The sequence below is a fragment of the Ferdinandcohnia sp. FSL W7-1320 genome, from assembly GCF_038050315.1.
Taxonomy (GTDB): domain Bacteria; phylum Bacillota; class Bacilli; order Bacillales; family Bacillaceae_L; genus Ferdinandcohnia; species Ferdinandcohnia aciditolerans.
Window position 1 is genome coordinate 4,026,652 of sequence record NZ_JBBPAM010000001.1, and the last position, 25,170, is coordinate 4,051,821.

Consider the following 25,170-nt stretch of genomic DNA (forward strand, 5'->3'; position numbering starts at 1 on the left):
TTTGCTCCTAACCGCAAATTTTTTTTGCTTTTTTTTAATACAGAAAATTATAACCGAGTTGATCACTCAAGCTTGACATGGAAAACAGCAATAAAACTAAGAGAATCCAAAAATCAATAGAAAATACCATTGAGAAGAAGTTTACACGTTTCCTAAAGATTCATTTCAACTATGAACGAAAAAAAAGAGGTATAGTTTCCTATACCCCTTTTGCTACTCCAAATAAATCGTTTAAAATCTCGATTTTTTTGTTCGTGTATTCAATAAAATGATCATTGTAGGATTTCGGATCCTTCGGGTTTGCAAATTGAGTAATCTTCCCCGTCATAGGATCAATAAATTTGCTAGCTGCCCCACAGCCTAAGCCGATGATTGTTTGCATTTCTTCCATAATCATAATATTGTAGATACTCTCTTGCCCTGGTAGTGAATAGCCAACATTCTCTAAGTTTCCAAGTATGTTCTTCATTCGATATAAATAATATGGGACATACCCGTGTTCCTTTGTCCATGTTGAAGCATTATTCATCATCTCTGTAATTTCCTCACGGCCGGCAACCTTATATTTTTTCTTATTTCGTGTCATTTCAGACGCACGCTTAAAGGATAAAGTATGAACAGTTAGTGACTCTGGCATAAGCTTTTTTGTTTCTGAAAGGGTATAATTGAACTCTTCTACTCCTTCGCCCGGAAGGCCAATGATTAAGTCCATGTTGATATTGTTCATCCCCATATTTCGTGCAAGATGAAACTTTTCTACTGTTTCTTCAACCGTGTGATGACGGCCAATCGCTTTCAGTGTTTCCTGTATATAGGACTGAGGATTAATACTGATACGGTCAATATTCCACTTCTTTAGGACGTCTAGTTTTTCCGGTGTAATTGTGTCCGGTCTTCCCGCTTCAACTGTAATTTCACGAATGTTTTTCACATTTGGGAAGGATTGGTACATTTCTTCATACAGCATGTCCATCTCTTCTGCCGTGATACTTGTTGGAGTTCCGCCACCATAATATACGGTTGTAATATTAATGTGATTTTCCTTCAACCAACGCCCCATCTCACGCATCTCATAATGAAGTCCACCTAGGAAGGAATTAACCGAACCTTGTCTTCCATTGATCGCATAGGCAGGAAATGTACAATAGGCACATTTTGTTGGGCAGAAAGGAATCCCAATATAAATACTTACTTCGTTTTGTAGTTGATATAAATCAGGGACCATTGTGAGTTGGCGGTCAACAATTTGGAGCATTAATTCAAGTTTTTCATCTGTAATTAAGTAATCTTCTTTCAGCTCTTTGTGTGCTACCTCATGAGATTTTCCCTCTCGAACCTTTTTGTGTAACAGTTTTGTTGGACGCACGCCAGTAAGCATTCCCCATGGCTGAGTAATACCTGTAAAATCTTGCATCACCATTACATACACATGTGAGACTGCATTTTTAATCTTTTTAAATAGTTCTTTGTCATTCTCAAATGGAGGAAATTCCTTACGATAGCTTCCCTTAAATTCGTTCCCGGATTTGATGTCAGTCAGTTTGGCATATGTTGTTATGACAGGACTATTATATTCATATTGGAAGTCTATTAATAGCTCAGGATTATCTAACTCACTAATTGAGAGTTCACTTTCTTCATAAAAAAGATTCGTGATGAGCTGTAGTGGTCGTAAAAACCTGTCATCCCCGAGCCCTTTGAATAATATTCGCATAATTTGTATCACCTTTTCAAAAAAATACTTATTTAAGTGTACAGAATGTACCTTTTTTAATCAATATGAGAATTTTGGGTAGTTTTTGTTTCTGCATTCTCCCTATAAAAAAACCCCCACAAACCGTGGAGGCCAACCCATCTCTATTTTTCAATCTTAATTTGTTTTAAGAAGTCAATTCTTTGCTGCTTACGGAAATGCTCTTTAATCATATAGGAGACGCCATTCATATTGTTGGACCGAGTCACCCAGTCAGCAGCAAATTTCACTTCCTTCGGTGCATTCCACATTGCAACCCCTAAGCCAGCAGATTCAATGATTTCAATATCATCTATTGAATCTCCAATAACAACTGCTTCATGCAAAGGAATATTTAAGTGATTAGCTAACGTTTTTAATCCATTAAGCTTAGAAACCCCAAAAGGAGTGATTTCTAGCTTATGTGGTTCTGTTAGATCCACTTGAATGTCATTGAAATGCTCAGTCACTGTTTCTCTAATTGCCCTCAGTTCATTTTCACTTTGTGAATAGACCTCAATCTTAGGTGGTGCAACAGGATTGTCTGTTAAATAATCCCCAAGCGAATCGACAAACTGCATTGGATAAAAGAGTGGATCACCAGAACCAAACATTGCTTTTGCGATTAAATTACCAGGGAATCTTACGCGATTGCCAATTGAAAACTTTTCATGTTGGAGGCGAATGCTACATTTAAAGTTTTCTAATACCTGGACAATATTAAATGTTTTCTCTTCTGAAATACGTTTTACATAAATAGGTTCATCAAGGTTATCACTGATGAATCCTCCATTATGCGTAATTAGCAATGAGTTCAGCTTTAGTGCTTTTGCGATTTTTTTTGTCGATGGGAAGTGACGTCTTGTTATGAGAGTCACATAAACTTCCTTTGCACGGACGAAATCGATGGCTTCCTTTGTACCACTTTGAAGCCGACCGTTTGGACGTAGTAATGTGCCATCCACATTTATTGCTAGTAACCTATACATATGGCAGGTCCTCCTTCTCAGTTGGGCGTCCCCTATACATATGGTTATGAAAAAATGAAACTGATTAGAACAAAAGACTAATATAGAAAAATGGACGACAACATGTGAAACTTAATGTTTCACATATATGAGCAAAAAAAAGAACCCTCACCATATTGGCGTAGGTTCCAAAGAAGTCTTATTGTTGATCCATACTTCCGTATAATTCTTCAAGTGGTTTAAGCATGATTTGATTTAATTCGCCGATAACAACGCTCATTCGCTGCTCTGCTTCCATAAGTTTTGCAATTGTATCATGTTGTTGAACAAGTGCAACTTGTCTCTGAGCCTGTTCTACTTCTTCTTGTGAAATATCTTCACCCATCATTTGTTTTTGTTGAAGGGATAACTGAATATTTCGAAAGCTTTCAAATAATTTCTTCGCACCTTCGTCGTTATTCACTTGATCATATAAATGCTTTAGTTGTTTAAACTCATCACTCTCACGAATCGCCTTTTCAACACCATAAGCAACATCATATAAATTTACACCCATTTTACCTACCTCCTTTATCCAGATTTATTACGAGCAAAATGGTTCTTTTCCACTATAACAAACATTTCCATATAATTCACCCTCATCTAAAAAATAGAGTGGATATTTTAAGATATTCTATACAGAGCGATTTGCTTATGTTTATGTTTATTGTAGAAACTGTGCAATAATCCCTTGAAGAATTCCAATGATTCCACCTAGAAGTGCTCCTAAATAGGTAATCATCTTGAATTCTCGTTTAGAAATACCTAACACCATTTCCTCTAGTCGCTCTACAGAAAATGTTCCAACCTGATCCTTTACAATTTCCTCGAGCTTTAGGCTTTTCATCATTTTCTCAATACGATTTGCCACAAATTCGCCGGCCATCTCAATCCCTTTAGGAACTATCGTCTCAAGGATTCTTTCTTTGTAAGGTAGTAATACCTCATTTGCAGGAGTTTTAAGATACTTCTTAACAGGGAAGATGTTTAGAGACTGTTCCTTTAGGAATGAAAGAATTTTTTCTGACCCTACCTGCTCAACAATTATATTAACCTCCCAGGATTTTACCTTATTCCACTCTTTTTCAATCAAAGATTGTATAAGCTCCTTTGTCCCCGGGTTTGATAGAAATTTTATAATTTCAGGTTGGATCTTATCTATTAAGCTTGTGTTTCCTAAAAACATTTGTACCATATTTCCAAGCATTCCACGGGTCGATAGGAACTCATCGATCATTCTTTTTAGTCGAAGTTTCCCTTCCTCACTTTCGAAATACTCTATACCTTTTTCGGTTATATATTCCGCGACCGCTGGAAATCTTTTTTCGATAGTTGAAAGTAGCTCCTCAGGAATGACATTGCCTATTTCCTTTTGGCCCATTTCATGTAAAAGACTTTTAAATTTGGTTTCAATAAGGTTAGTTAGTTGCTCCTCTGCACGTTCATCAAGATTATATATCCCAACTTGTCCAGCAATCTCGACTAAATTTTTCTCAGTATCCAGCAGTTTAGAAACCTCTTCTTTCGCCCAACCTTCGATGTTGGCAACAAAACTTTCATCCAGTAATTTTTTCTTTAGACTTTCTGGAGTTAAAAGATGCTCTACCACGGTTCTTCCCATTTGCCTTGCTAACTCATCCCTACGCTTCGGGATTAATCCAGGAGTAAATGGAAGGCGTTTTCCACCAATATAGATGGCTTTATATGGCCGAAATAACATCTTAATGGCCAATGAATTCGTAACTCCTCCAATAATGGCTCCAATCACCATCATTAATACAATCATTAAAAAAACGTTCATACAGATCACCCTTTGTTAACTTAATATCAAATACACCAAGGCGGTATTTGCCCGATTTTTTTAGGCTCACACGCTGTGGGTCAAAAAGACGTTACCAAAGAACTTGGCATTTTTAGTCTTTGATCATATGCTCGGAAAATGTCCTTTTAAAAATCGTGGAATCCGCCGAAGGCTTAACTTTATTCTGCAAGGAATAATTTCCACTATATTGTTTACCCCAAACTATTTCATACCACTTATAGAAATAAAGGACTTCTACTGAATAAAGTTAATTTTTTTTCACAGTTTTTATTGTCTTTTCATACGATACGATATCAGACATTTGCCTATATATTGAAACAAAATTGTTTTTCACCTTATCAATTATAGTGTTTGAACGTCAAGTTACGCAAATGGGGTTATCATGATGACGAAAAAAATTCTTATCGAGGTGATTCCTGTTTCTGACGAGCAGGATTCCTTTTTACAAATAAAAATGAGTGACATCATTATTAAGAAGTTTGGCTTACAAAAGGAACAGACAATTGAATTATACTGTAACAGGAATAGTCTTATGGTAAATATCGTATCTATTAATGAGAGCGAGCCTGTCATTCAATGTCCAACTTTCATATTAAAAGAATTACAGCTTCCTCCTGAGAACTTTTCAATAACGTTATTCAAAAAAGCAAATGACAAACTAGAAATGGGTCCCGTTATCGGGCTATTAACGGAAGCAACAGAAAAAAACAACCAGGTATCATTTGGTTCAATCGGAGAGTTTTGCGAGGAAATTTCACTCTACGCAAGCGAAATCGGAGTGCTTTTCTACGTTTTTACCTTAAATACATTTTATGACCAAAAAGGGTACATCTTTATCGATGGAATATGGAAAAAATCTTCTGTTCCCTACCCTCATGTGGTTCACAATCGGATTCACTCACGCAAGCGAGAGCAACACTCGAGTTTTATCGATTTTACAAATGAACTGCAAATGAACAATATCCCATATTTTAATGATCATTTTCTGAATAAATGGGAAGTACACGAAATGCTATATGATAATGAGCATCTCCATTCATACCTACCTGATACCATGCTTTTAACAAATAAAGATGTTCTCTTTGAAATGCTTGAAAAATATCAATGTGTATTTGTAAAACCGGTCCATGGGAGCCAGGGGAGAAATATTTTTCGGATTCAAAAAACGGATGAAGATACGTATTTTTTAGATTATACAACGTTCTCAGGTGACATCGAGACGGTCCATCAAAGCTTCCCTTCCCTCTTTCAATCTTTATTCTCAAGGCTAAAACAGCATACTTTCATCGTTCAACAATGTATTCCGCTTCTTTCCTATAAAGAAAAGCCATTGGATTTTCGGGTACTTTGTCAAAAACAAGCCAGTGAAAAATGGCAACTAACCTCGATTGTTGCACGTGTATCTTCAAAGGATGAATTTGTTTCAAACCTGGCAAGAGGTGGAGAAATTCAAAAGGTCCACAGCGTCCTTCTCGAAAACTTTGAAATGAAAGAGATTCCGCATATTAAGAGATTAATAAGAGACTTAGCACTTGAAGTTGCTGAAATTATTGATGGAACAGCGGACGGATTATTTGCGGAGTTAGGGATTGACCTTGCTCTCGATGAAACTGGAAAGCCAACAATTATAGAGGTTAATACGAAACCATCAAAAAATCAGGAACAGGATAAATTATCTAACAAAATTCGCCCAAGCGCAAAAGCGCTTCTGCAGCATTGTCTCTTCCTTTCCAACCAACATGATCAATCAAAAATAGGATAAAAGAAAGGGGAGAATCTTGTGATTTCACTGGGATTTGTTACTCTTTATCCGAATCAGGAAAAAGGTTATGCAACGGAACTTGCTAAACGTGCGCCTGAATTCGGGATTCAACTATTCCGATTTACACCAACCTCTATCGAACCAGCCTCTGAAATGATTCAAGGAGAAAAATACAATGAGATTTCACATGCATGGGAAAAAAGCCTGTTTGAACTTCCAACATATTTATATGACCGCTGTTTCTACTCAGATGATGATGTCTCTAAGAAAAGTCAACCAATTATGAACTGGTTAAAAAGGAGGCCGGGCAATCTATTTCTAGGGCAAGGGCTGCCAAATAAATGGGAGATTTATAAAATTTTAAGTCAAGATGAGAAATTATCACCTTATATCCCTTCAACTGAACAAGCACTCTCCGCCTCTTCTATCCTTCGAACCCTAATGAAAAAACATCGACTTATTCTAAAACCAGAAAAAGGGTCGATGGGAAAAGGGATTATTGGTCTCTTTCTTCATCAGGATTATGTTGAAGCGATCTATAAAGATGCAAATCAACTAAAAAAGCAGCAGTTTAAAACAAGAGGGGAATTAAAAAAGTGGCTTGATAGTGTCATTTCTCACCAGCCCTATTTAACTCAAACCTATTTGCCTCTCCATGATGCAGACAACCGACCTTTTGATATTCGAATTCTTCTTCAAAAAAATGCGCAAGGGGTATGGATTGAACAAGGTCGTGGAATCCGCCTAGGATTGCGTGAGCATCTTATCTCAAATTTAGGTGGCGGTGGGGAAACTCATTCCTTTGAGAGTTGGACAGAAAAAATGTCTTTCAATCAAAGGCAATTACTCTCGGATAATATTCATACAATTATTAATAGGTTACCAGATGTTCTTGAAGGACATTTTAATCCCTTATTCGAACTTGGAGTTGATTTAGGTCTTACAAAGGACGGTGCCCTCTGGATATTAGATACAAATTCAAAACCAGGTAGAAAGGTAGTTATAGAAACGAGACCGGAACAAGAAGAAACTCTTTATACAACATTATTACAATATTGCACGTATCTACATTCTAATTAGAATAGCAAAAGGCGCACGCTATTCGCGACAAACATAAGTCGAGCGCTGACAGAAGGTGTCTTTTATCTTCAGAAGCGATTGGCTAGACCAGAGAGCCGTGGCGCATGAGGCTAGACACTTTAAAAAGGAGTTGTAATAAATGCGAACACCGCTTCCAATGAAAATTACGGAACAAGTAACAGGAACCGTGAATATTCCTAAAGCTTTCAAACTAAAAACACCAATCAAGCGTATCTTTTTTGGAACGTCCTCCTGTGAATGTAAGGTCGTTCAAACTGACCAACAGGAAATTAAAATTTCCCAGGATATTTTTAACAACTTAAAAATTCCTTATACAAGTACAACGCAAGTGATTATCCATGAGGATCATCTCTATATTGGTCCTTTGGTCGGAATTTTCACAGCTGGTTTTAGTGAGTCGATGATTCGCCCAATCGGGGAACGAACACTGTTTTTCGCAAAGCTATTGGCCCAAGAAAAAGCTGTCGGAGCATATGTATTTATTTTTGGTGCGAAACATATTGATTGGGATAAGGGTACCATTCATGGACTTTTTCATAGCCATAACGGCTGGGAAACGATTGAAATTCCATTTCCTAATGTTGTCTATGACCGTCTTCCAAACCGACGGACTGAAAAACATAAAACATTAAGTGAAATAAAACAACGTTTACATGATGAATACTTAATTCCATGGTTTAATCCTGGATTTTTTGATAAATGGGAAATCCATCAGTTATTAGAGGGTGATCACCGTGTCGCTACGTATTTACCTGAAACCCATAAAAGTCCGACCTTTTCACTAATTGAACGAATGCTTTCTAAATATCAGCATGTATACATTAAGCCAGCAAATGGAAGTCTTGGTTTAGGTATCTATCAAATTCTGTTTGATCGTGAAACGGATGAATATTATTGCAGATTTCGTGATACGGACGGAAAAAATCGTCTCCAACGTTTTACTTCCATTGAGTCATTTGTTAACACTCATTTCCGTAATAGACGATTGGAACATTATATTGTCCAACAAGGGATTCATTTAATTCGAAGTGATCATAAAACGATTGATTTTCGTATTCATACGAATAAAGATGAAAAAGGAAAATGGCAGGTTAGCGTGATGGCTGGAAAAATTGCAGGTCGCGGCAGTGTGACAACACATTTAAATAATGGTGGCGTGGTCCGAACACTTACTGAAATTTTTCCTGATGCCGAAGAATGCAAAAAAGTCACTGATTCACTAAGCCAGGCAGCCCTTTTATTAAGTGAAGTTATTGATTCTCGACAAAAAGGGCATATAGGGGAACTTGGTTTTGATTTAGGTATTGACAAGAATGGAAGTGTGTGGCTTTTCGAAGCGAATTCAAAGCCGGGGCGTTCGATTTTTTCTCATCCAAAGCTAAGAAAATACGATAAACTATCAAGCAGACTCCCACTACAATACGCTGTTTACTTAACAGAAACGACGATTAAAGCCCCTGAGGAAGTGTTCAGATGAGCACCATTTACTATCACACCGTAAAACAGGAATGGTATCAATGCGAGGAGGAGAATGGGCTTTATATCGGAACGGAAAATACAATCATTTCTTATGTTGGGAGCAGGCAGGAGCATTCGCTCCCTTTTTCTGTTTCGAAAAGTGGAAAGCGTGTTGGACCATTGATTGGGATTCTTACCGGTTCTTCCAAGGACAATTCCTTTGTTGGAAATCTCAAAGATTTAAAAAGAATTCTTTCATCCTTACAGTCCGAAGGGGCCTTAGGAATCGTTATGACACCAAATTCTTTACAGGAACATTCAGTTGAATGCTTTACCTTTTACCAACCCATACAAAAATGGATCAAACTCCGGACACCCCTTCCTGACGTTGTGTATAATCGTGTTCCTTATCGTCACATGGAGAAATCAAAGCATTTTATTGATATCGTTTCTTTTTTTAGAACAAATGGTATTCCCTTTTTTAACCCGTTCTTTTTTTCAAAATGGTCTGTTTATCAAGTTTTACGAAAGAATAAATTTGTTTCATCATTTCTTCCGGATACTCTACTTCTTAAACAAGAAAGCGACCTTAAACAAATGATAACAAAACATCAGGATCTCTATATTAAAAGTTCAACTGGTCATAAGGGTATTGGCCTTTACCGAATAAGAAAAAGGAAAAGTCTTTTTATTGTTGAAACACCAAACGAAAAACAAAGCTATTCATCCCTTGCCTCATTTTGGGAGAAAATTGAAGAATCGTTTATACAAGAGGAATATCTATTGCAAAAGGCCATTCAGGCTGACACTTTTAAAGGCAAGCGGTACGACCTACGTCTATTATGTCATTATGACGAAAGTGGGTATATCATTAGCGGTATTGGAGTACGAGTTGCGGGTGAGAATGGGGTAACCACACATGTTCCAAATGGCGGGGCAATCATTCCGTATGAATCGGTATCCAGCCGTTTTAATGAAGCCATTTTACAAAAACTTGTTTTTGAGATTGGAAAAGAGCTTACAGAGCAAATTGACCAATTTATCGGGGAATTCTCAATTGACCTTGGACGTTCCGTTGATGGCGAAATTTATATTTATGAAATCAATTCAAAACCAATGGTATTTGACGAGACTTATATTCGTGAGAAAGGGCTTGAAAATTTAACCAAACTCCTTATAATGAAAGGGACAAAAGTGTAAGCGTATTAAACTGTTTTTACTAATCCTTCAAATACTACCTAAGGAGAACTTATTGATGATCTCACATTTTCAGTGGAAACCTCTTTATCATAGCAGTAAAATTCCTGGCTGGAGTTTTTCTTTCTATTATCAAGGAACGAAATATAATGGAAACTATAATAAGGATGGAAGCATCGATTGGCACGGCAATCATCCTGATTTAAAAGTAATAAATGATATAACCAAACAAATTCATGAATTAATGCTTTTTCATGTTTATGATAATTAACAGGATATTCTATTCACCTCCTTCACAGACTAAGACTACAATTGCGTGTTCAAAAAGGAGGATGAAAAGGACCACGTCGACAAAAACGCCACGGCCTCATGTCTTGTGACACTAGCACGTCCTGTGCGTCGAAAGTTCGAGGCGGTGCATTTTTGAGTAGCAGAACGTATGTAGTTAATACGTAGCAGATGTTCTAGCACGTAGGAAAAGTATTTTCTTTTCCAAGGAACGGAAAAACAAGCCAACGAGCTTCCACGGAATGTGGTGACTTCGACGTTCGACACAGGATGTGTCGGTACTTAGTCGAAGATCCGATATCGATGTGTCATTTTCACCGGACTTTTTGAACATCCGCTATAAAGGAGGTTTTTTTATGGAAAACAAAGGAAAAGAGCGCGAAGACCTTCAATATGAAGGTAAAGATGAGGTATTCATGGATGTCGATCGCTTCATAAACGAAGGGATGGCTGGTGGAAGTGTCTATCGCTTTCATGATCAAACCAATATAGAAGAAGCTCGCGATTTTGTAGAGGAAGAACCACCGAAAGAAATTGAATAGCAGTTATACAGACTTTCTCCTTCTGTTATAATGGAAGGAGATTTTTTATGTTCGATATAAGGAGTTATTTTACATGATTGAAAATCTAAAGAATCACTATAAGGATGCGTTTGTAACGTCCGAATCGCCATATAATACAGAGAAATATATGTGGTTTCTAACAGATTCTGGACCTTTGTTTGGGATAAAAAAGGAGCAACTTTCGCCAAAAGAGGCCTCCCTTCTGTCTTCCCTTTTTACACCGTATGGTACACATAAAAATGATATGACGGATACTCAGGCGTTCTGGTATAACCTTTTGTTTTTGCAACAAGGAAACATTTCTTCAAATCAAATGTCTTTTACACAATGCCGATTTATTCAATTCTATGCTGACCAACCTATTACCGACAAACTTGAATTCCAGGAAGCCATACAAGCACTTTTACCACGGGATACAATCTTCTTATGGGAAAATGACTCGAGTGGGGTTCTAATTGAAACAAGAAATGAAGAAATGATTGAGGAAGTCATTTATGATGAAATTACTGTTACATTAACTAGTGATTTCTATACGGATATGAATTTATTCATTGGACAAACCCATCCCCTCGCTGACAATCTCGGTTCGCTTTTTCAAAATGAAAGGGAATGGTTTCGTAAAGGGATGCACTTTTTACATAAACAGAAAGTCTACCGACTTCATGATGTTTTGCCATTTATACTGTTAGAAGGATTGGATAGAAATTTTCGAAACCAACTTAAAAATATAATTCCCGAGGAACTTCAGGGCGATCATGAATTACTTGAGACAATCAAGGTTTTCTTTGAAAGTGATTTAAACGTATCCAATGCAGCTAAACGTTTATATATGCACCGGAATAGCTTGCAGTATCGTATTGAGAAATTCATCGAAAAGTCGGGAGTCGATATAAAGCATTTTCATGGTGCAGTTACGACGTATTTAGCAATTCTAGAATTAGAGCACTATTCAGATTTGTAGACATGCACGAAAACCCTTTCAAAGTTTTGTGCAATTTACACATTTACGATTTTGACCTCTCTAAAGTAAACTTTAACTATCGAAAACGTTTACACTAGGAGGAGAAACAATGGCTGAATTAGTATTAGACCATATTTACAAAGTATATGACAATAAAGTAACAGCAGTAGAAGATTTTAACCTTCATATTCAAGATAAAGAATTCATCGTATTCGTAGGTCCATCTGGTTGTGGTAAATCTACAACTTTACGTATGATTGCAGGATTAGAAGAAATTTCCCAAGGTGATTTCTTCATTGATGATAAACGTGTGAATGATGTTGCTCCGAAAGACCGTGACATCGCGATGGTATTCCAAAACTATGCATTATATCCACATATGAGTGTATATGATAACATGGCTTTCGGATTAAAGCTTCGTAAGTTCCCTAAAGACGAAATTGATCGTCGTGTGAAAGAAGCAGCAAAAATTCTTGGCCTAGAAGAATACTTAACTCGTAAGCCAAAAGCTTTATCAGGTGGTCAACGTCAGCGTGTTGCGTTAGGCCGTGCGATTGTTCGTGACGCAAAGGTATTCTTAATGGATGAGCCTTTATCAAACCTTGATGCAAAGCTTCGTGTACAAATGCGTGCTGAAATTTCTAAACTTCACCAACGTCTGCAAACAACTACTATTTACGTAACGCATGACCAAACTGAAGCGATGACAATGGCTACTCGTCTTGTTGTTATGAAAGATGGTATTATTCAACAAGTCGGTGCACCAAAAGATGTTTATGATAACCCTGAAAACGTATTCGTTGCTGGTTTCATTGGATCCCCTGCGATGAACTTCTTCCCAGGTACTTTAAAAGATGGTACATTTACCATCGGCAATGTAAACATTGCTGTTCCTGAAGGTAAAATGAAAGTTCTTCGTGAGCAAGGCTATGTAAACAAAGACATCATCCTTGGTATTCGTCCTGAGGACATCCATGATGAGCCTGTATTCATCGAGTCTTCTCAAGGATCTAAAATTAATGCACTTATTGAAGTATCTGAATTAACTGGTGCAGAAACAATGCTTTATTCACAACTTGGAAATACGGATTTCGTTGCACGTGTAGATTCTCGTACACAAGCAAAACCAGGTGAAACAATCGAACTTGCATTTGATATGAACAAATGCCATTTCTTCGATGCTGAGTCAGAAAAAAGAATTCGCTAATTTGAAAATAGAAAGTCGCCCACTTGGGCGACTTTTTTACATTCATGCAGATTTGCTATTCTTTAATTAGGATCGTTTCTTGGTTGTTACAGTTTGGACAATAAAACAAATGAGCACATTCATTATTTTGTAAAGTTGTCTCTATCCCATCTATGTTCTTCATGGAATCTATCTGCATATAAGCACTGTAGGGACCAAAATAATCAATAATACGTCCTGAATCCTCTAAGGAATTCCCACATTGTGCACATGAGAAGCTAGCATTGTTAAAGCCATTACATAATGGACAAATTGGCATGGTCTTCTCTCCTATATTCTTAATTACTTACCGATAGTTTTTGACGAAACAATACTGTTATGCTTTCTTTTTCATAGGAATTATTTGGTAGATAAATTCTCGAATATATTCTTCTCTTCGTCACATAATACTTAGTACAAACACAGCAACAGCAACTCACCAAGCAACACCGAAACATCTTTAAACAGTTTTTACTCGGGTTAGCCTAGAGGCTAAGGAAACCCTTATATCTGGTGCAATTCCGGAGTAACCCACCAAATAAAAATCAGTTTAAGGAGATGAAGGAAAAATGGCAAACAACAATAGCAACAACAGTAACCAATTATTAGTACCAGGTGCAGAACAAGCTATCGACCAAATGAAGTATGAAATTGCTCAAGAATTTGGTGTTAACTTAGGTGCTGACACTACATCTCGCGCAAACGGATCAGTTGGTGGAGAAATTACAAAACGTTTAGTATCTTTCGCTCAACAATCTATGAGTGGTCGTCAAGGTTAATAAAAAATTAAATATTATGGCTTAAGAGGCACCCTTTAAGGGTGTCTCTTGTTTTATATAAGGTTTCCAACTTTTGACTTGATTTATTAAATATTGTTGTTGAGATACTAAGAAAGAAGATATTATTTTTAGGAGGAATTCGCTTTGAAGGATAACGTACAAAACAATACGAATGAATTAGCTGCAAGACATTATCAACCAGAAGATTACGGTAAGAATGATCAATTATCACAAGGATTAGCTACAACACATGAACAAGTAAGTGATTCTTATATGGAAGGCGAGATTACAGCCCCTTACAATAGCACGAATGAAAAAAAGGCTGAATCATCAAATGAAGGCTATCAGGATTACTACTCATAAGACTAGAAATCCCTATTAGGAGAGATCCACATTGAGTGAAGTAAATCAAATTATTCGAGACATAACAACAAAGGCTAAAGATACATTGACAACAACATCACAAATGGTAAAAGAAAAAATAAACACTGTTTTGAATCGGCCAATGTCAACGATAGATGAACTTGCCAAGTATATTTCTACGCACCCAGACACCCGTTTTGATGTCAAAGAATTTCTTGGATTCCAGTATCATTTTTATCATCTAGAAATTGCAGATACTACCTTTTATCTAGAGACAAAAGGTGATCATGGCGACTACATTCTTGACCTTGCCGTGACTTCACCTGAAGGTACACTTTTTGAATATCACTCGTTTGAGAAGAAATATGGCGTTGATGACAAAGTCCCCATCCCACAGACTGTGGCTAGTATTATCCAATAAAGTACAAAGGGACGGTTCTACAGGTTTCCACTTTTATGAAAACCAGAAGAACCGTCCCCTGAATATGTTAATTTTCGATATCTAATATAGGTTGATTTACTTCTACGAAAGCCTTTCTAATCCTGCGGTTTTCAACCTCAGTAACTTTTATTGTGAGATGCAAATAGTCAAACGTATCTCCGACAACTGGAATTTTTTCAAATGATTCAAAAATCCAACCACCTACTGAATAGTGTGAGCTTTCAGGCTCTTCAATTCCAATGATATCGGAAAAATCGTCAAGTGGCATATCTGCATTTATTTCATAAGTATTTTCATCTATTTGTGTAAAATATTTAATCTTTTCATCATGTTCATCCCAAATTTCTCCAACAATTTCCTCTATAATGTCCTCTAGCGTAATTAAACCGGAGGTACCACCAAATTCATCCACAACAATTGCTAGATGTGTTTTACTTTTTTGAAGTTCAGGTAGTAGTGTAGAAATTTTCATCGATTCAACAACAAAGAATGGTTTGCGAATAATTGAACGGATATTAATGTTCTTTTGTTGAACAAGAAGACTTAAAAATTCACGTTCTGATAAAATTCCAATTATATTATCAATGTTGTCCTCATAAACCGGTACACGTGAAAAGCGTTCCTCTAAGAACATATCTCTAATATTTTCTATCGAATCATTGACTTCAACGGCAATCATGTCAATGCGGGGTGTCAATATTTCTCCGACTAAAATATCATTAAAGTCGAGTGATCGATGCACTAATTCTTTTTCTTTATTGTCAATAACTCCTTCTTCCTCACTTAAATCAACCATTACTTTGATTTCTTCTTCTGTAAAGGACGGAGTCTCATTATTACTTTTGATGAGTTTAGCTGCCAATGCTTTTAATAGTCCAAATAAATATGTAATTGGTGTCAGAATCTTCATTAATGTAAATAATATACCGGAGACTCTTAATGAGAAGCTTTCCGCATTTTCTTTTGCAAATGATTTTGGAAGAACCTCCCCAAATATTAAAATAAGTAATGTCATCACAAATGTACTGATAACAAGTCCCGTATTCCCACCAAAGAGATCGGTTGCTACTTTTGAGGCGATTGATGCAGCAGCAATATTTACGATATTATTTCCAACTAAAATTGTTGAAAGGGCGTTATCAAAGTTCTCCGTAATAAAAAATGCTTTCTTACTCCCGCGTCGCTTTTCATCCACATAATTCTTCAGTCTTATTCGATTAACACTTGAATAAGCCGTTTCACTTGCTGAGAAAAACGCTGATAACATGATAAGAATGAGTAACAAAATAATGGTACTCAGTGGCAAATCGTCCACGTAATTTTCACACTCCTAATTGTAATTACCTTTGTATTTGTTTAAGATAAAACAAAGGTATTTGTTAAATGATAATACAAATTCTTCCGGTTATTTTTATAATAGCAAACATTCTTTTATATGGGAATCATTATATCTAATCAAATTCGCCTTGGCGTATTTGCGCCCGATTTTAGTCCCACAGGAAGTGGGTCATAAAGACGTTGCCACAGGATGTGGCGTTTTTAGTCTTTGAACTTACTGCGAGATACAGTGAAACTTCAATCGGTGAAATTTTTTCTACCGATTGTTAGTTGAACCAATCGGGCATTTACTGGTATTTGCCCTCCATGAGGGCTTAGTACCAGTAAATGCGGGAAAAATTACCTTTGAAAAATCGTGGCATCCGCCGGAGGCTCTAACTTTATTCAGTCTAGGTTTAAACATTCAACTGAATTGTTAAGTTTTTTGCATTAATACTTTCCTATATAAGTAGGAGCTTAACTGAATAAAGTCAGTTGTGATTCAAATCACACCATTGTGTTTTTAGTATTGATATAGTACTAATAAAGAAAAATTAGCGGCGGTGATAATATGGACTTCAGACTTAATACATTATATGAAGAGATTGGTGGCGCAGAAGCCATTCATGATTTAGTCAATGCATTTTATCCAAAGGTTTATGCAGATCCAGATTTAGCTCCTTTATTCGAAGGGGATATTGAAGAAATTAAACGTAAGCAATATATGTTCTTAACCCAGTTTCTAGGTGGACCAACATTGTATAGTAATGAATTTGGACCTCCAGCCATGAGATATCGTCATATGCCTTTTGAAATCACACCAACTCGAGCAAATGCTTGGCTACGTTGCATGAAAGAAGCATTCGAGGAAACAGAACTTACCGGTGAGGTAGCAGATGCCTTCTATGCTAGACTTCAACAAGTAGCGGGCATCATGGTAAATACACCAGACTAAAAAGAAAAATGGAAGGCGCGCGGCTTTAGGAGGGAAGCTCAAGTCAAGCGCTGACATATTGTGCCTTTTTTCCTTCCAAACAAAAAATCCACGAAAACCGTGGATTTTTTTATGATTCAATCAATATTGCACCGATAAAGAATACTAAAACTAATGCTGCAGCAATATTAAATGTAATTGATAATTCTTCCATATTGACTCCCCCATTATCTTTAGATGATTTTATAGTATCATCTAATGTGGAAAAGTCAGGCTTATTTTATGGCGGATTCTTGTCAAAGGAATGAACATTTTCTGACTCCTTTTCTTAGCCAGCAATTGAATTTTTACCTTGCTGCAGTTGATACATTTGATAGTACTTCCCTTTCCTTTGCATCAGTTCATCATGGTTTCCTTGCTCAACGATTTGGCCTCGGTCAAGTACGAGAATCTGATCTGCATTTTTTATAGTCGACAAGCGGTGAGCAATAATGAAGGTTGTTCGTCCCTTCTTTAATACCTCTAACGCATCTTGGATAATTGCCTCTGTTTCAGTATCAATACTTGCCGTGGCTTCATCAAGAATGAGGATTGCAGGGTCGAAGGCAAGTGCTCGCGCGAAGGAAATAAGCTGTCTTTGTCCTGATGACAATGTACTTCCTTTCTCGATCACAGGCTCATCGTATCCTTTAGGCAAGCTTTTCAGCAGTTGGTCTGTCCCAACATCCTTCAATGCCTTTTCAACCTTTTCTCTTGATATTGAAGGGTCATCTAGACTCACATTCGTTGCAATCGTACCAGTAAAAAGGTAAGGATCCTGCAACACAATTCCCATGTGCTTACGCAGTTGCTGTTTCGGAATATCATTTATATTTTTCCCGTCAATCAATATTTGTCCATCCTTAATATCATAAAAGCGGAACAGTAAATTCATGATTGAGCTCTTTCCAGAACCTGTATGACCAACAAGCGCTACGGTCTCTCCTTGCATTGCTTCAAAGGAGATATCTTTTAAAACATATTCCCCTTCTTTGTAACCAAAATTAACATGATTAAACTCAACATTTCCTTTGTAGCGAGGTAGTTTCTCCTCATTTACATCGACACCTTCTAAGTCGAGAAGCGTAAAGACCCGTTCACCCGCTACTAATGATTGTTCTAAAATCGCCAATTGGTTGACCATTCCAGTAATTGGCTGAAAGAGTCGATTCAAATAATCAACAAAAGCATATAAGACACCTAAAGAAATAACGCTGTTTGCAGACAAAGATGCTCCTCCAAAATACCAGATTAATGCTACGAATGATACATTTCGGAGAACCCCAACAAGATTGAAAGAAGTTAAAGCGTTTAAACTTAGTAGCTTATTTTGATAAGAAAAATGTTTCTCATTAAGCTCTTCAAATTCCTTTCGGGATTCTTCCTGCCTTTTAAATGCCTGGATAATAGTCATCCCTTGAATGGATTCGTTGATCATTCCATTGATTTCACTTAACAGTGAGCGAATCTTATGATTATACTTTGAAGCATATTTCCGGTAGACCTTAATCCAAATAACTAAGATTGGAACAAGGATTAAACAAATTAGAGCAAGCTTTACCTCTAATAAAAATAACGCGATAAATATCCCAGTGATGTAAATAATACTTGAGAAAAAATTAGCTAAAACAGTTACATACAGTTCTCGTATTGCTTCCGTATCATTTGTGATTCTTGAAACCACTTTACCAGCTGGCAATTTATCAAAATACTGTATCGGTAACCGCTGTATTTGCGCAAATACATCCTGGCGCATCTTTTGAATAATACGATTTGAGGATGTCTGCAATAAAAAGCGTTGCCCAAAGTGAAAAATGGATGCAACTACTAAGAGACCGAAATAGGCCACAATTAATTTAATGAGCTTTGGAATCTCAGGTCGATAAAATGCGAACAACTCATCAACGGATAATTTTGATGCAGGGTATACTAGTGTTTCACCATTTCTTCTAATTTCAAGATTCCCGTTTTTTACTGTTCGTTCCCCATCAAACTCGATTGGCCTATCCACAAAATAATAAGAACGGCCAACCTGTAAAATACGTGATTCGTCACCCTTATCCTCACCCTCTGAGAAATTATCAGAGCGTTTATACCAAGTATTGTTGTATTCTACAGCATCCATGCTTTCAGTCGTTACATACCATTTATTCTCGATTCCCAAAATATGGTCATCTATCATGGTCTTTGCAATGAATGGACCCGTTAATTCAGCTGCTACTGCGAGCGACAGCATTAATAGTGCTGAAATTATCATTTTCTTATAAAGGAGTGCATAAGATACGAGACGTTTTCCTACGTTCATGCTGTCACCCCATTTTCTGTTAGTTCCTCTACCTGTTGTCGGTCAAATTGTTCTTTGTACCAACCGTTCATGGCTAATAGCTGTAAGTGAGTTCCCTCTTCAATTATTCGACCATCCTCTAGTACAACAATCCAATCCGCGTGCTCTACGGCAGATAATCTGTGAGTCGTTATAATAGTTGTTTTACCTGCACGCTCTTTTCGAATATTCTCAATGATTTTAGTTTCAGTTTTCGCATCAACTGCTGATAATGAATCGTCTAAAATAAGAATTTCCGGATTAATGAGTAAAGCACGTGCTATTGAGATTCTTTGCTTTTGCCCACCTGATAACGCTACCCCTTTTTCACCTACAAGGGTCTGCAAACCTTCTGGTAGCATTGTTAAATCTTTGCTAAAAGCTGCAAGTTCAATCGCCTTTTCAAGCTCATCATTTGTTGCATCTTTATTGCCAAATAGGATATTCTCACGAACTGATCGCGAAAATAAAATATGGTCTTGCGGTACATAACCAATCCAACCGTGAAGTGTCTCCATTGGAATGCGGTCAATTGGTGTTCCGGAAATCATAAGTTCTCCTTTGCCAACAGGATACTCACGAAGCAACTGCTTTACAAATGTTGTCTTCCCGCTTCCTGTTTTACCTACAACCCCTAAAGTGCCCCCCTTATTTATAGTAAGATTAACATCTTCAAGGTTTTTCACTGTTGATGTAGGGTATTGGAAAGTCACCTTATGAAATTCGATTTGTTCAGGCAACTTGATTTCTATTGTATTTTTGTGATTTGCAACATCTGGCTGATAGGCTAGTGTTTCATTCACACGGTCGAGTGATGCATTTCCCCGCTGCATGATGTTGATGAGTTCACCAATTGCTAACATCGGCCAAATCATCATTCCAAGATATACGTTGAAAGAAACCAGTTCCCCAAGGGTAATTACATTATGAAATACGAGATAGGCCCCATATCCAAGGCCAATTAAATAACTTAATCCCACCAATATCTTCATTGTTGGATCAAACAAAGCATCAATTTTTGCTACCTTAATATTTTTTCGAAAAACATCTTCAGTCAAATGACTGAAACGTTGTTCATCCGCCTTTTCTTGGACATACGCACGAATTACACGAATTCCTGCAATCGATTCGAGTACTTGGTCATTCAAGGTCCCGAATGAGTCCTGTGCTTCCATAAACCGTTGATGAATTTTCTTTCCGTAAATATTCATAATGATCGCCATAATCGGAAGAGGAATCAGTGCAGCAAATGTTAGCTTCCAGCTTATTAAAAATCCCATCGTAAGAAGAATGGTCAGCATAAATATACTGGAATCGACTAAAGTTAAAATCCCAAACCCGGCTGTTTGAGAAACAGATTTTAAGTCATTCGTTGCACGAGCCATCAAATCACCGGTTCGATTTTTCTCATAAAAACTAGGCTTCATGATTAGCAAATGCCTCATAAATCGCCCTCTCAAGATTCTCTCAACGAGATAGGCACCGCCAAATAATTGATACATCCAAATATAAGTGATTCCGTAAATAACAATTGCTAAAGCTGCTAAGAATAATAGATATTGGACTATTTTTTCTGAGGTTAGTGTTCCGATATGAATTTCATCAATCGCAAGACCTATTATCTTTGGAGGTATGATTTCTAAAATACCTACTATTGTTAACAATATAATTGCAACAGTGTATCTTTTCCAATATTGTTTAAAAAACCATCTTAATTTTCCTAAAACTGAAAACATATGTGTCCTCTCCCTTCACGTTCCACTGTTCTAACCGCTTTCTGGATCTCCGACATATTTCAATGCAATAATCACATTCATTTCAACTTCCTCCCTTAGTTGTTGTTCAAAAAGTGCGGTGAATATGACGCTTCGAATTTCTGCAAACATTTCTCCGAGAACATGGTAATAACTAGGACATGCGCTTGCGTCTGCTAGTTTATTCACGAAGTCAATTCCTCAGCGTAAGGCTGCATGGATGTTAACTCAAGCAGTTGCCTCGCTCCGGTACTCGGGTGCTCGCGTCGCCTTGAAATTTCGACGCACAGGACGTGCTAGTGTCGACAAGACATGAGGCCGTGGCGTTTTTGTCGACGCGGTCCTCTTCATCCTCCTTTTGAACACTTATTCTTTTTGTATTTTTATAGTAAACAACCTTGAGGTTGTTGTACCCAAAAAGACGCAAAAAGGGCATACCGGCGCAAGCGCGATATGCCCTAAAAAGCACATAAAAACACACGTCCGCATAGCGTGACCTGTGTATCCTTTGTGTAGATGTTAATTTTGATAGTCGTGGACTATCAATCTATATTTACAATAGGAAGGGTCACGAATTGTATAAAGTTAATTGGATAAATCTTTTGCTTTTTCATTTCGTTACCCTCCCTTCCATTTTGTAGTAATCTTAATACTTTGTTAGATTACCATCATGGACATGTTATTGTCAATCACTAGTTTTTCGACAAGTTCCTCAATTTGAAATTATCCCAAATATCGATGGTAAAGGCTTTTAGCCTCTAATAAATCCTTTGTTCCATGGATGAGAACACGCCCATCTTTGAAAATGACCATTCGGTTTTGTCCTTTTTGAAAGGATAGTAAGTATGGGTTTCTTTCGACCTTGCCACCTTGGGTGGATAAAAGCTCCGCAAGTGAATCTAAATCTCTTTCGATTTTTTCACTAGGCCGTATTTGAACAGAATCTCGTCCACATAAAACAGCTGACTTTGTTTGATTCTCATAGGATAAAAAAGGATAGGTTGGATTTGTTCCACAGGAAAGACAGCTTTCCTTTTTCACACGATCAACCTTAATCGCGGTATGTTGATTTTTCCATAAATCAAACGAAACCAATTTACTGCGTAATGCATCGTAATCCTCAACCAATATTTTTAAAGCTTCGGTTACCTGATAGGCTACCACCATCTGTACAGCTGGACTAATAATTCCCACCGTATCACATGTTAGTCCACCCATGGGTACAGTTTCTAAGAGGCAATGCAGACATGGTGTTTGACCAGGAAGAATAGCATAGCTAATTCCATAGCTCCCAACGCATGCCCCGTAAATCCAAGGAATCTTATACTTTTGTGAAGCATCATTTAAGAGCATTCTTATGTCAAAATTATCGGTAGCATCGATTATTAAATCAACATGATCAATGATATTTTCAATCTCTTGAATGGAAACATCCATGACATGAGCCCGGATATCGACCTCTGAATTTATTTTTTCTAAGCGTTGTTTTGCTGCAACAGCTTTTGGTAAACGATTTGCCGCATCTTCTTCACTATATAATTGCTGTCTTTGTAAATTTGTCCATTCTACATAATCACGGTCTACAATTGTTAACTTTCCAATTCCAGCTCGAACCAGTCCCTCAGCACTGCCCGTACCTAGTGCACCAGCACCTACAATTAACACATGCTTACTTCTAATCTTCTTTTGTCCTTCCAATCCAATTGGAGTAAATAACTCTTGGCGAGAATAGCGTTCAGTCACCCCACATCAATCCTTCCTTCAAACTCCTAAATCCCAAAATATCTTATTCCTTAACTTAAAATTATCGTAACACATCTAGTTCCCTTCCATGAAGTAACCGGACTCCTAAATCAAAAATAATGGACTGGAGAGATAGTAACCAAGACTTACCATAATCACGAAATATAGAATAAAAACCAAATCATACTTTGAAAGAGTCAGTTCATAATAGAATGTACGATTATTATGATTCGAAAAGCGCTTTGCCTCCATAGCAACTGCTATCCGATGTGCTCGCCTAATACTTTGTGATAATAACGGAATAGAATATGCTTTTAGTTTAATAAAGATAGAGCGAATCCCTTTTTGGTGTTCAATCCCACGAACGCGCAATGCATTTTGAATCGTTTGGAACTCTTCTATCATAATGGGAATCAACCGTAATCCAGCCATAAAGCTATATGCATATTTAGGCGGCAACTTTAGCTGCTGCATCAACGAATAAAAAAGAAAAACAGGCCGTGTCGTTAAAGCGAACGTTAAGCCTAGACCTGCAAATATAATTCCTCTAAAACCAACAACTAACCCTTTATAAATGCTTTCCTCGGAGATTGTTATAAGTCCCCACTTAAAAAGTACCGTCTCTCCTTTACCAAATAGAATCATAGATGATGAGGTTGAGAGAAAAATAAGCAAAAATGGCAAAGTAATAAGAATGATTCGTTTAAATGAATGTCCTGTGAATCCAAAGAATAAGATAAAAACGACCAATGAAATATGAATAAGAAGCTGAAGAGTATCAATGAATAATACTGCAATACATAAACTGATTAGTACGAATAGCTTTATACTTGGATTTATTCGATGTAGCCATGTATCTTTACTTAAAAGTTCCATGAGTAATTTCCTTTCCCTGTTTACACTCTCAAGAGGCTAAGATTTACTTTCACTTGATTCAACAATTGATCTTTTACTAATCTCCCATTCTCAATGGTCCAACTTCTTGTCGCAAAATACTCTTCAATTTTTTCATCGTGAGTAACCATAATGATTGTCTTGTTCTTTTGTCTATAATTTTCTAGTAAAGTAAGAAGGGCAAACGTATTTTTTGAGTCAAGTCCAAATGTGGGCTCATCTAGTAAAAGTATTTGCTGATCCCTTACAATAGAGGCTGCTACACTTAATCTTCGTTTTTGTCCCATAGATAACTGGTAAGGATGTTTGTTTTGATGTTCTATGAGGTGAAAGATTCGTAGAAGTTCCTCCACGGTCTCAGATATTTCTAGTTCACTTCGTTTATCAATCCTTAACGAATAAGCAATTTCCTCATAAACAGAGTTTGTTACAAATTGAAGCTCCGGGTTTTGAAATACAAATGTCATGGCGTGATCTAGCTTTTTTGAGGTTGTAACTACTTCTCCAAATAATGAATAGTGACCTTTTGTTTGAATGAATTGCATGAGGGAGTGAAGCAGGGTACTTTTCCCAGCACCATTTCTCCCCTTGACCACAATCCACTCTCCTTCCTGAACTTGAACATCGTTAATATATATTTTTTCCTTTTTCTGTCTATATCCCTTAAATTCCTCTAGTCGAATAGATGGGGGATTAAACTCTGCTGTATTAATAGATTGCATCCATTTAAAGTCTTGAACAAAGTGATCCCAGACTCCTGGATACCAAATACCTTGTTCGTTGATGACCGTTTTATAATTAGAAAAAATTTCAGTTTTAGATCCATCTGCAATAATCTCTCCAGCTTCGTTGAAAAGGATTATTCGATCAACAATTGGAAGGACGTGCTCCAGTTTATGCTCTACGATGACCACTGTTTTATCCACCATAACATTTCTTATCACTTCCCAAATTTCCTGTGTCCCAGCTGGATCAAGCATGGATGAAGGCTCATCTAAAAATAATACGTCTGGCTCTAATGCCAATACAGATGCTATGGCTAAACGTTGTTTCATTCCTCCTGACAAGGTTTGGATGTTTGTGTGGATATCTTCCAAATCTAATCCAACTTGCTCTAAAAGACTTTTTATCCGTTCATCCATTTGATCCCTAGGAATTTGTAAATTTTCTAAGACAAATGCAAGTTCCTCATCAACATAAGGCATGCAAAACTGTGAATCAGGATCCTGAAAAACATAGCCCCATGCTTTGGGGATCTGTAACTTATCTACCTTCATTGGTAATTCTATCGAGTTTGGGATAATCCCGCTTAACACTTGAAGAATTGTTGACTTTCCACAACCTGAAGGCCCGAGAATTAATATTTTCTCCCCTTTTTTAATATGGCAAGATAAGTCCTTAAAAAGCAAGGACTTATCTCCAGGAAATGTTAAACGTAGGTATTCTACAAAGGCAATTGATTCCAT

24 protein-coding genes are annotated in these 25,170 nt (G+C 37.1%); 12 read left to right on the plus strand and 12 right to left on the minus strand.

Annotation, left to right across the window (positions count from 1 at the left end; genetic code table 11):
* Positions 1-199: 199 nt before the first annotated feature.
* From NST91_RS19760 to NST91_RS19775, 4 genes are all read right to left on the minus strand, one after another.
* Positions 200-1,714 (minus strand): coproporphyrinogen III oxidase, encoded by a 1,515-nt coding sequence (locus NST91_RS19760; RefSeq protein WP_341332507.1) that lies wholly within the window; start codon positions 1,712-1,714, stop codon positions 200-202.
* 143 nt (positions 1,715-1,857) lie between these two features.
* Positions 1,858-2,721 carry a Cof-type HAD-IIB family hydrolase gene (locus NST91_RS19765; protein WP_341332508.1) on the minus strand — a complete coding sequence of 288 codons (864 nt, stop codon included), beginning with the start codon at positions 2,719-2,721 and terminating at the stop codon, positions 1,858-1,860.
* Positions 2,722-2,899: 178 nt separating this feature from the next.
* The gene (locus NST91_RS19770; protein ID WP_341332509.1) at positions 2,900-3,256 is read right to left on the minus strand and encodes a YlbF/YmcA family competence regulator; all 357 of its coding nucleotides are present in this window, start codon (positions 3,254-3,256) and stop codon (positions 2,900-2,902) included.
* A 147-nt stretch (positions 3,257-3,403) separates the two neighbouring features.
* Positions 3,404-4,540 (minus strand): DUF445 domain-containing protein, encoded by a 1,137-nt coding sequence (locus NST91_RS19775; protein ID WP_341332510.1) that lies wholly within the window; start codon positions 4,538-4,540, stop codon positions 3,404-3,406.
* 406 nt (positions 4,541-4,946) lie between these two features.
* Between NST91_RS19775 and NST91_RS19780 the strand changes: the two genes are divergently transcribed.
* The 8 genes from NST91_RS19780 (at position 4,947) to NST91_RS19815 (ending at position 13,098) form a co-directional block, all read left to right on the plus strand.
* Positions 4,947-6,323: a YheC/YheD family endospore coat-associated protein gene (locus tag NST91_RS19780; protein WP_341332511.1), complete on the plus strand. Its 1,377-nt coding sequence runs from the start codon at positions 4,947-4,949 to the stop codon at positions 6,321-6,323.
* A gap of 18 nt (positions 6,324-6,341) precedes the next feature.
* Positions 6,342-7,403, plus strand: a complete 1,062-nt coding sequence (locus tag NST91_RS19785; RefSeq protein ID WP_341332512.1) for a YheC/YheD family endospore coat-associated protein — start codon at positions 6,342-6,344, stop codon at positions 7,401-7,403.
* A 139-nt stretch (positions 7,404-7,542) separates the two neighbouring features.
* Positions 7,543-8,901 carry a YheC/YheD family endospore coat-associated protein gene (locus NST91_RS19790; RefSeq protein ID WP_341332513.1) on the plus strand — a complete coding sequence of 453 codons (1,359 nt, stop codon included), beginning with the start codon at positions 7,543-7,545 and terminating at the stop codon, positions 8,899-8,901.
* On the plus strand, positions 8,898-10,082 hold the full coding sequence (locus tag NST91_RS19795) for a YheC/YheD family endospore coat-associated protein (RefSeq protein WP_341332514.1): 1,185 nt from the start codon (positions 8,898-8,900) through the stop codon (positions 10,080-10,082). Before NST91_RS19790 ends, NST91_RS19795 begins: the two co-directional genes overlap by 4 nt.
* Positions 10,083-10,137: 55 nt before the next feature.
* Complete coding sequence (locus tag NST91_RS19800; protein WP_121447110.1) at positions 10,138-10,350, plus strand: DUF5342 family protein; 213 nt, start codon at positions 10,138-10,140, stop codon at positions 10,348-10,350.
* 373 nt (positions 10,351-10,723) lie between these two features.
* Positions 10,724-10,909, plus strand: a complete 186-nt coding sequence (locus tag NST91_RS19805) for a hypothetical protein (protein WP_341332515.1) — start codon at positions 10,724-10,726, stop codon at positions 10,907-10,909.
* A gap of 73 nt (positions 10,910-10,982) precedes the next feature.
* Positions 10,983-11,891 (plus strand): PucR family transcriptional regulator, encoded by a 909-nt coding sequence (locus NST91_RS19810; protein WP_341332516.1) that lies wholly within the window; start codon positions 10,983-10,985, stop codon positions 11,889-11,891.
* Positions 11,892-12,000: 109 nt separating this feature from the next.
* A complete protein-coding gene (locus NST91_RS19815) occupies positions 12,001-13,098 on the plus strand; it encodes a sn-glycerol-3-phosphate ABC transporter ATP-binding protein UgpC (protein ID WP_121447113.1) in 1,098 nt (365 codons plus the stop codon).
* A 55-nt stretch (positions 13,099-13,153) separates the two neighbouring features.
* Here the strand turns inward: NST91_RS19815 and NST91_RS19820 are convergent, their stop codons facing one another.
* The gene (locus NST91_RS19820; protein ID WP_341332517.1) at positions 13,154-13,396 is read right to left on the minus strand and encodes a hypothetical protein; all 243 of its coding nucleotides are present in this window, start codon (positions 13,394-13,396) and stop codon (positions 13,154-13,156) included.
* Positions 13,397-13,685: 289 nt separating this feature from the next.
* Here NST91_RS19820 and NST91_RS19825 point away from each other — a divergent pair, with 289 nt between their 5' ends.
* The 3 genes from NST91_RS19825 to NST91_RS19835 all read left to right on the plus strand — a co-directional run bounded on the left by NST91_RS19825 (position 13,686) and on the right by NST91_RS19835 (position 14,679).
* Complete coding sequence (locus tag NST91_RS19825) at positions 13,686-13,895, plus strand: alpha/beta-type small acid-soluble spore protein (RefSeq protein ID WP_010283556.1); 210 nt, start codon at positions 13,686-13,688, stop codon at positions 13,893-13,895.
* A 144-nt stretch (positions 13,896-14,039) separates the two neighbouring features.
* Positions 14,040-14,258, plus strand: a complete 219-nt coding sequence (locus NST91_RS19830; protein ID WP_121447115.1) for a DUF4025 domain-containing protein — start codon at positions 14,040-14,042, stop codon at positions 14,256-14,258.
* A gap of 31 nt (positions 14,259-14,289) precedes the next feature.
* Positions 14,290-14,679, plus strand: a complete 390-nt coding sequence (locus NST91_RS19835; RefSeq protein ID WP_341332518.1) for a hypothetical protein — start codon at positions 14,290-14,292, stop codon at positions 14,677-14,679.
* 67 nt (positions 14,680-14,746) lie between these two features.
* Here NST91_RS19835 and NST91_RS19840 read toward each other — a convergent pair whose 3' ends face one another.
* Positions 14,747-16,015, minus strand: a complete 1,269-nt coding sequence (locus NST91_RS19840) for a hemolysin family protein (RefSeq protein ID WP_341332519.1) — start codon at positions 16,013-16,015, stop codon at positions 14,747-14,749.
* Positions 16,016-16,588: 573 nt separating this feature from the next.
* Between NST91_RS19840 and NST91_RS19845 the strand changes: the two genes are divergently transcribed.
* Entirely contained in the window at positions 16,589-16,972 is a 384-nt protein-coding gene (locus NST91_RS19845) for a globin domain-containing protein (RefSeq protein ID WP_341332520.1), read from the plus strand.
* A 307-nt stretch (positions 16,973-17,279) separates the two neighbouring features.
* On the opposite strand, the gene NST91_RS19850 is transcribed toward NST91_RS19845, so the two are convergent.
* The 6 genes from NST91_RS19850 to NST91_RS19875 form a co-directional block, all read right to left on the minus strand.
* Positions 17,280-19,295, minus strand: coding sequence for an ABC transporter ATP-binding protein (locus NST91_RS19850; RefSeq protein WP_341332521.1), 2,016 nt, complete (start codon positions 19,293-19,295; stop codon positions 17,280-17,282).
* Positions 19,292-21,049: an ABC transporter ATP-binding protein gene (locus tag NST91_RS19855; protein ID WP_341332522.1), complete on the minus strand. Its 1,758-nt coding sequence runs from the start codon at positions 21,047-21,049 to the stop codon at positions 19,292-19,294. Before NST91_RS19855 ends, NST91_RS19850 begins: the two co-directional genes overlap by 4 nt.
* A gap of 30 nt (positions 21,050-21,079) precedes the next feature.
* Complete coding sequence (locus NST91_RS19860) at positions 21,080-21,256, minus strand: hypothetical protein (RefSeq protein ID WP_341332523.1); 177 nt, start codon at positions 21,254-21,256, stop codon at positions 21,080-21,082.
* A gap of 534 nt (positions 21,257-21,790) precedes the next feature.
* Complete coding sequence (locus NST91_RS19865; protein ID WP_341332524.1) at positions 21,791-22,810, minus strand: thiazole biosynthesis adenylyltransferase ThiF; 1,020 nt, start codon at positions 22,808-22,810, stop codon at positions 21,791-21,793.
* A 105-nt stretch (positions 22,811-22,915) separates the two neighbouring features.
* Positions 22,916-23,686, minus strand: coding sequence for an energy-coupling factor transporter transmembrane component T family protein (locus NST91_RS19870; protein WP_341332525.1), 771 nt, complete (start codon positions 23,684-23,686; stop codon positions 22,916-22,918).
* A 20-nt stretch (positions 23,687-23,706) separates the two neighbouring features.
* Complete coding sequence (locus tag NST91_RS19875; protein WP_341332526.1) at positions 23,707-25,170, minus strand: ABC transporter ATP-binding protein; 1,464 nt, start codon at positions 25,168-25,170, stop codon at positions 23,707-23,709.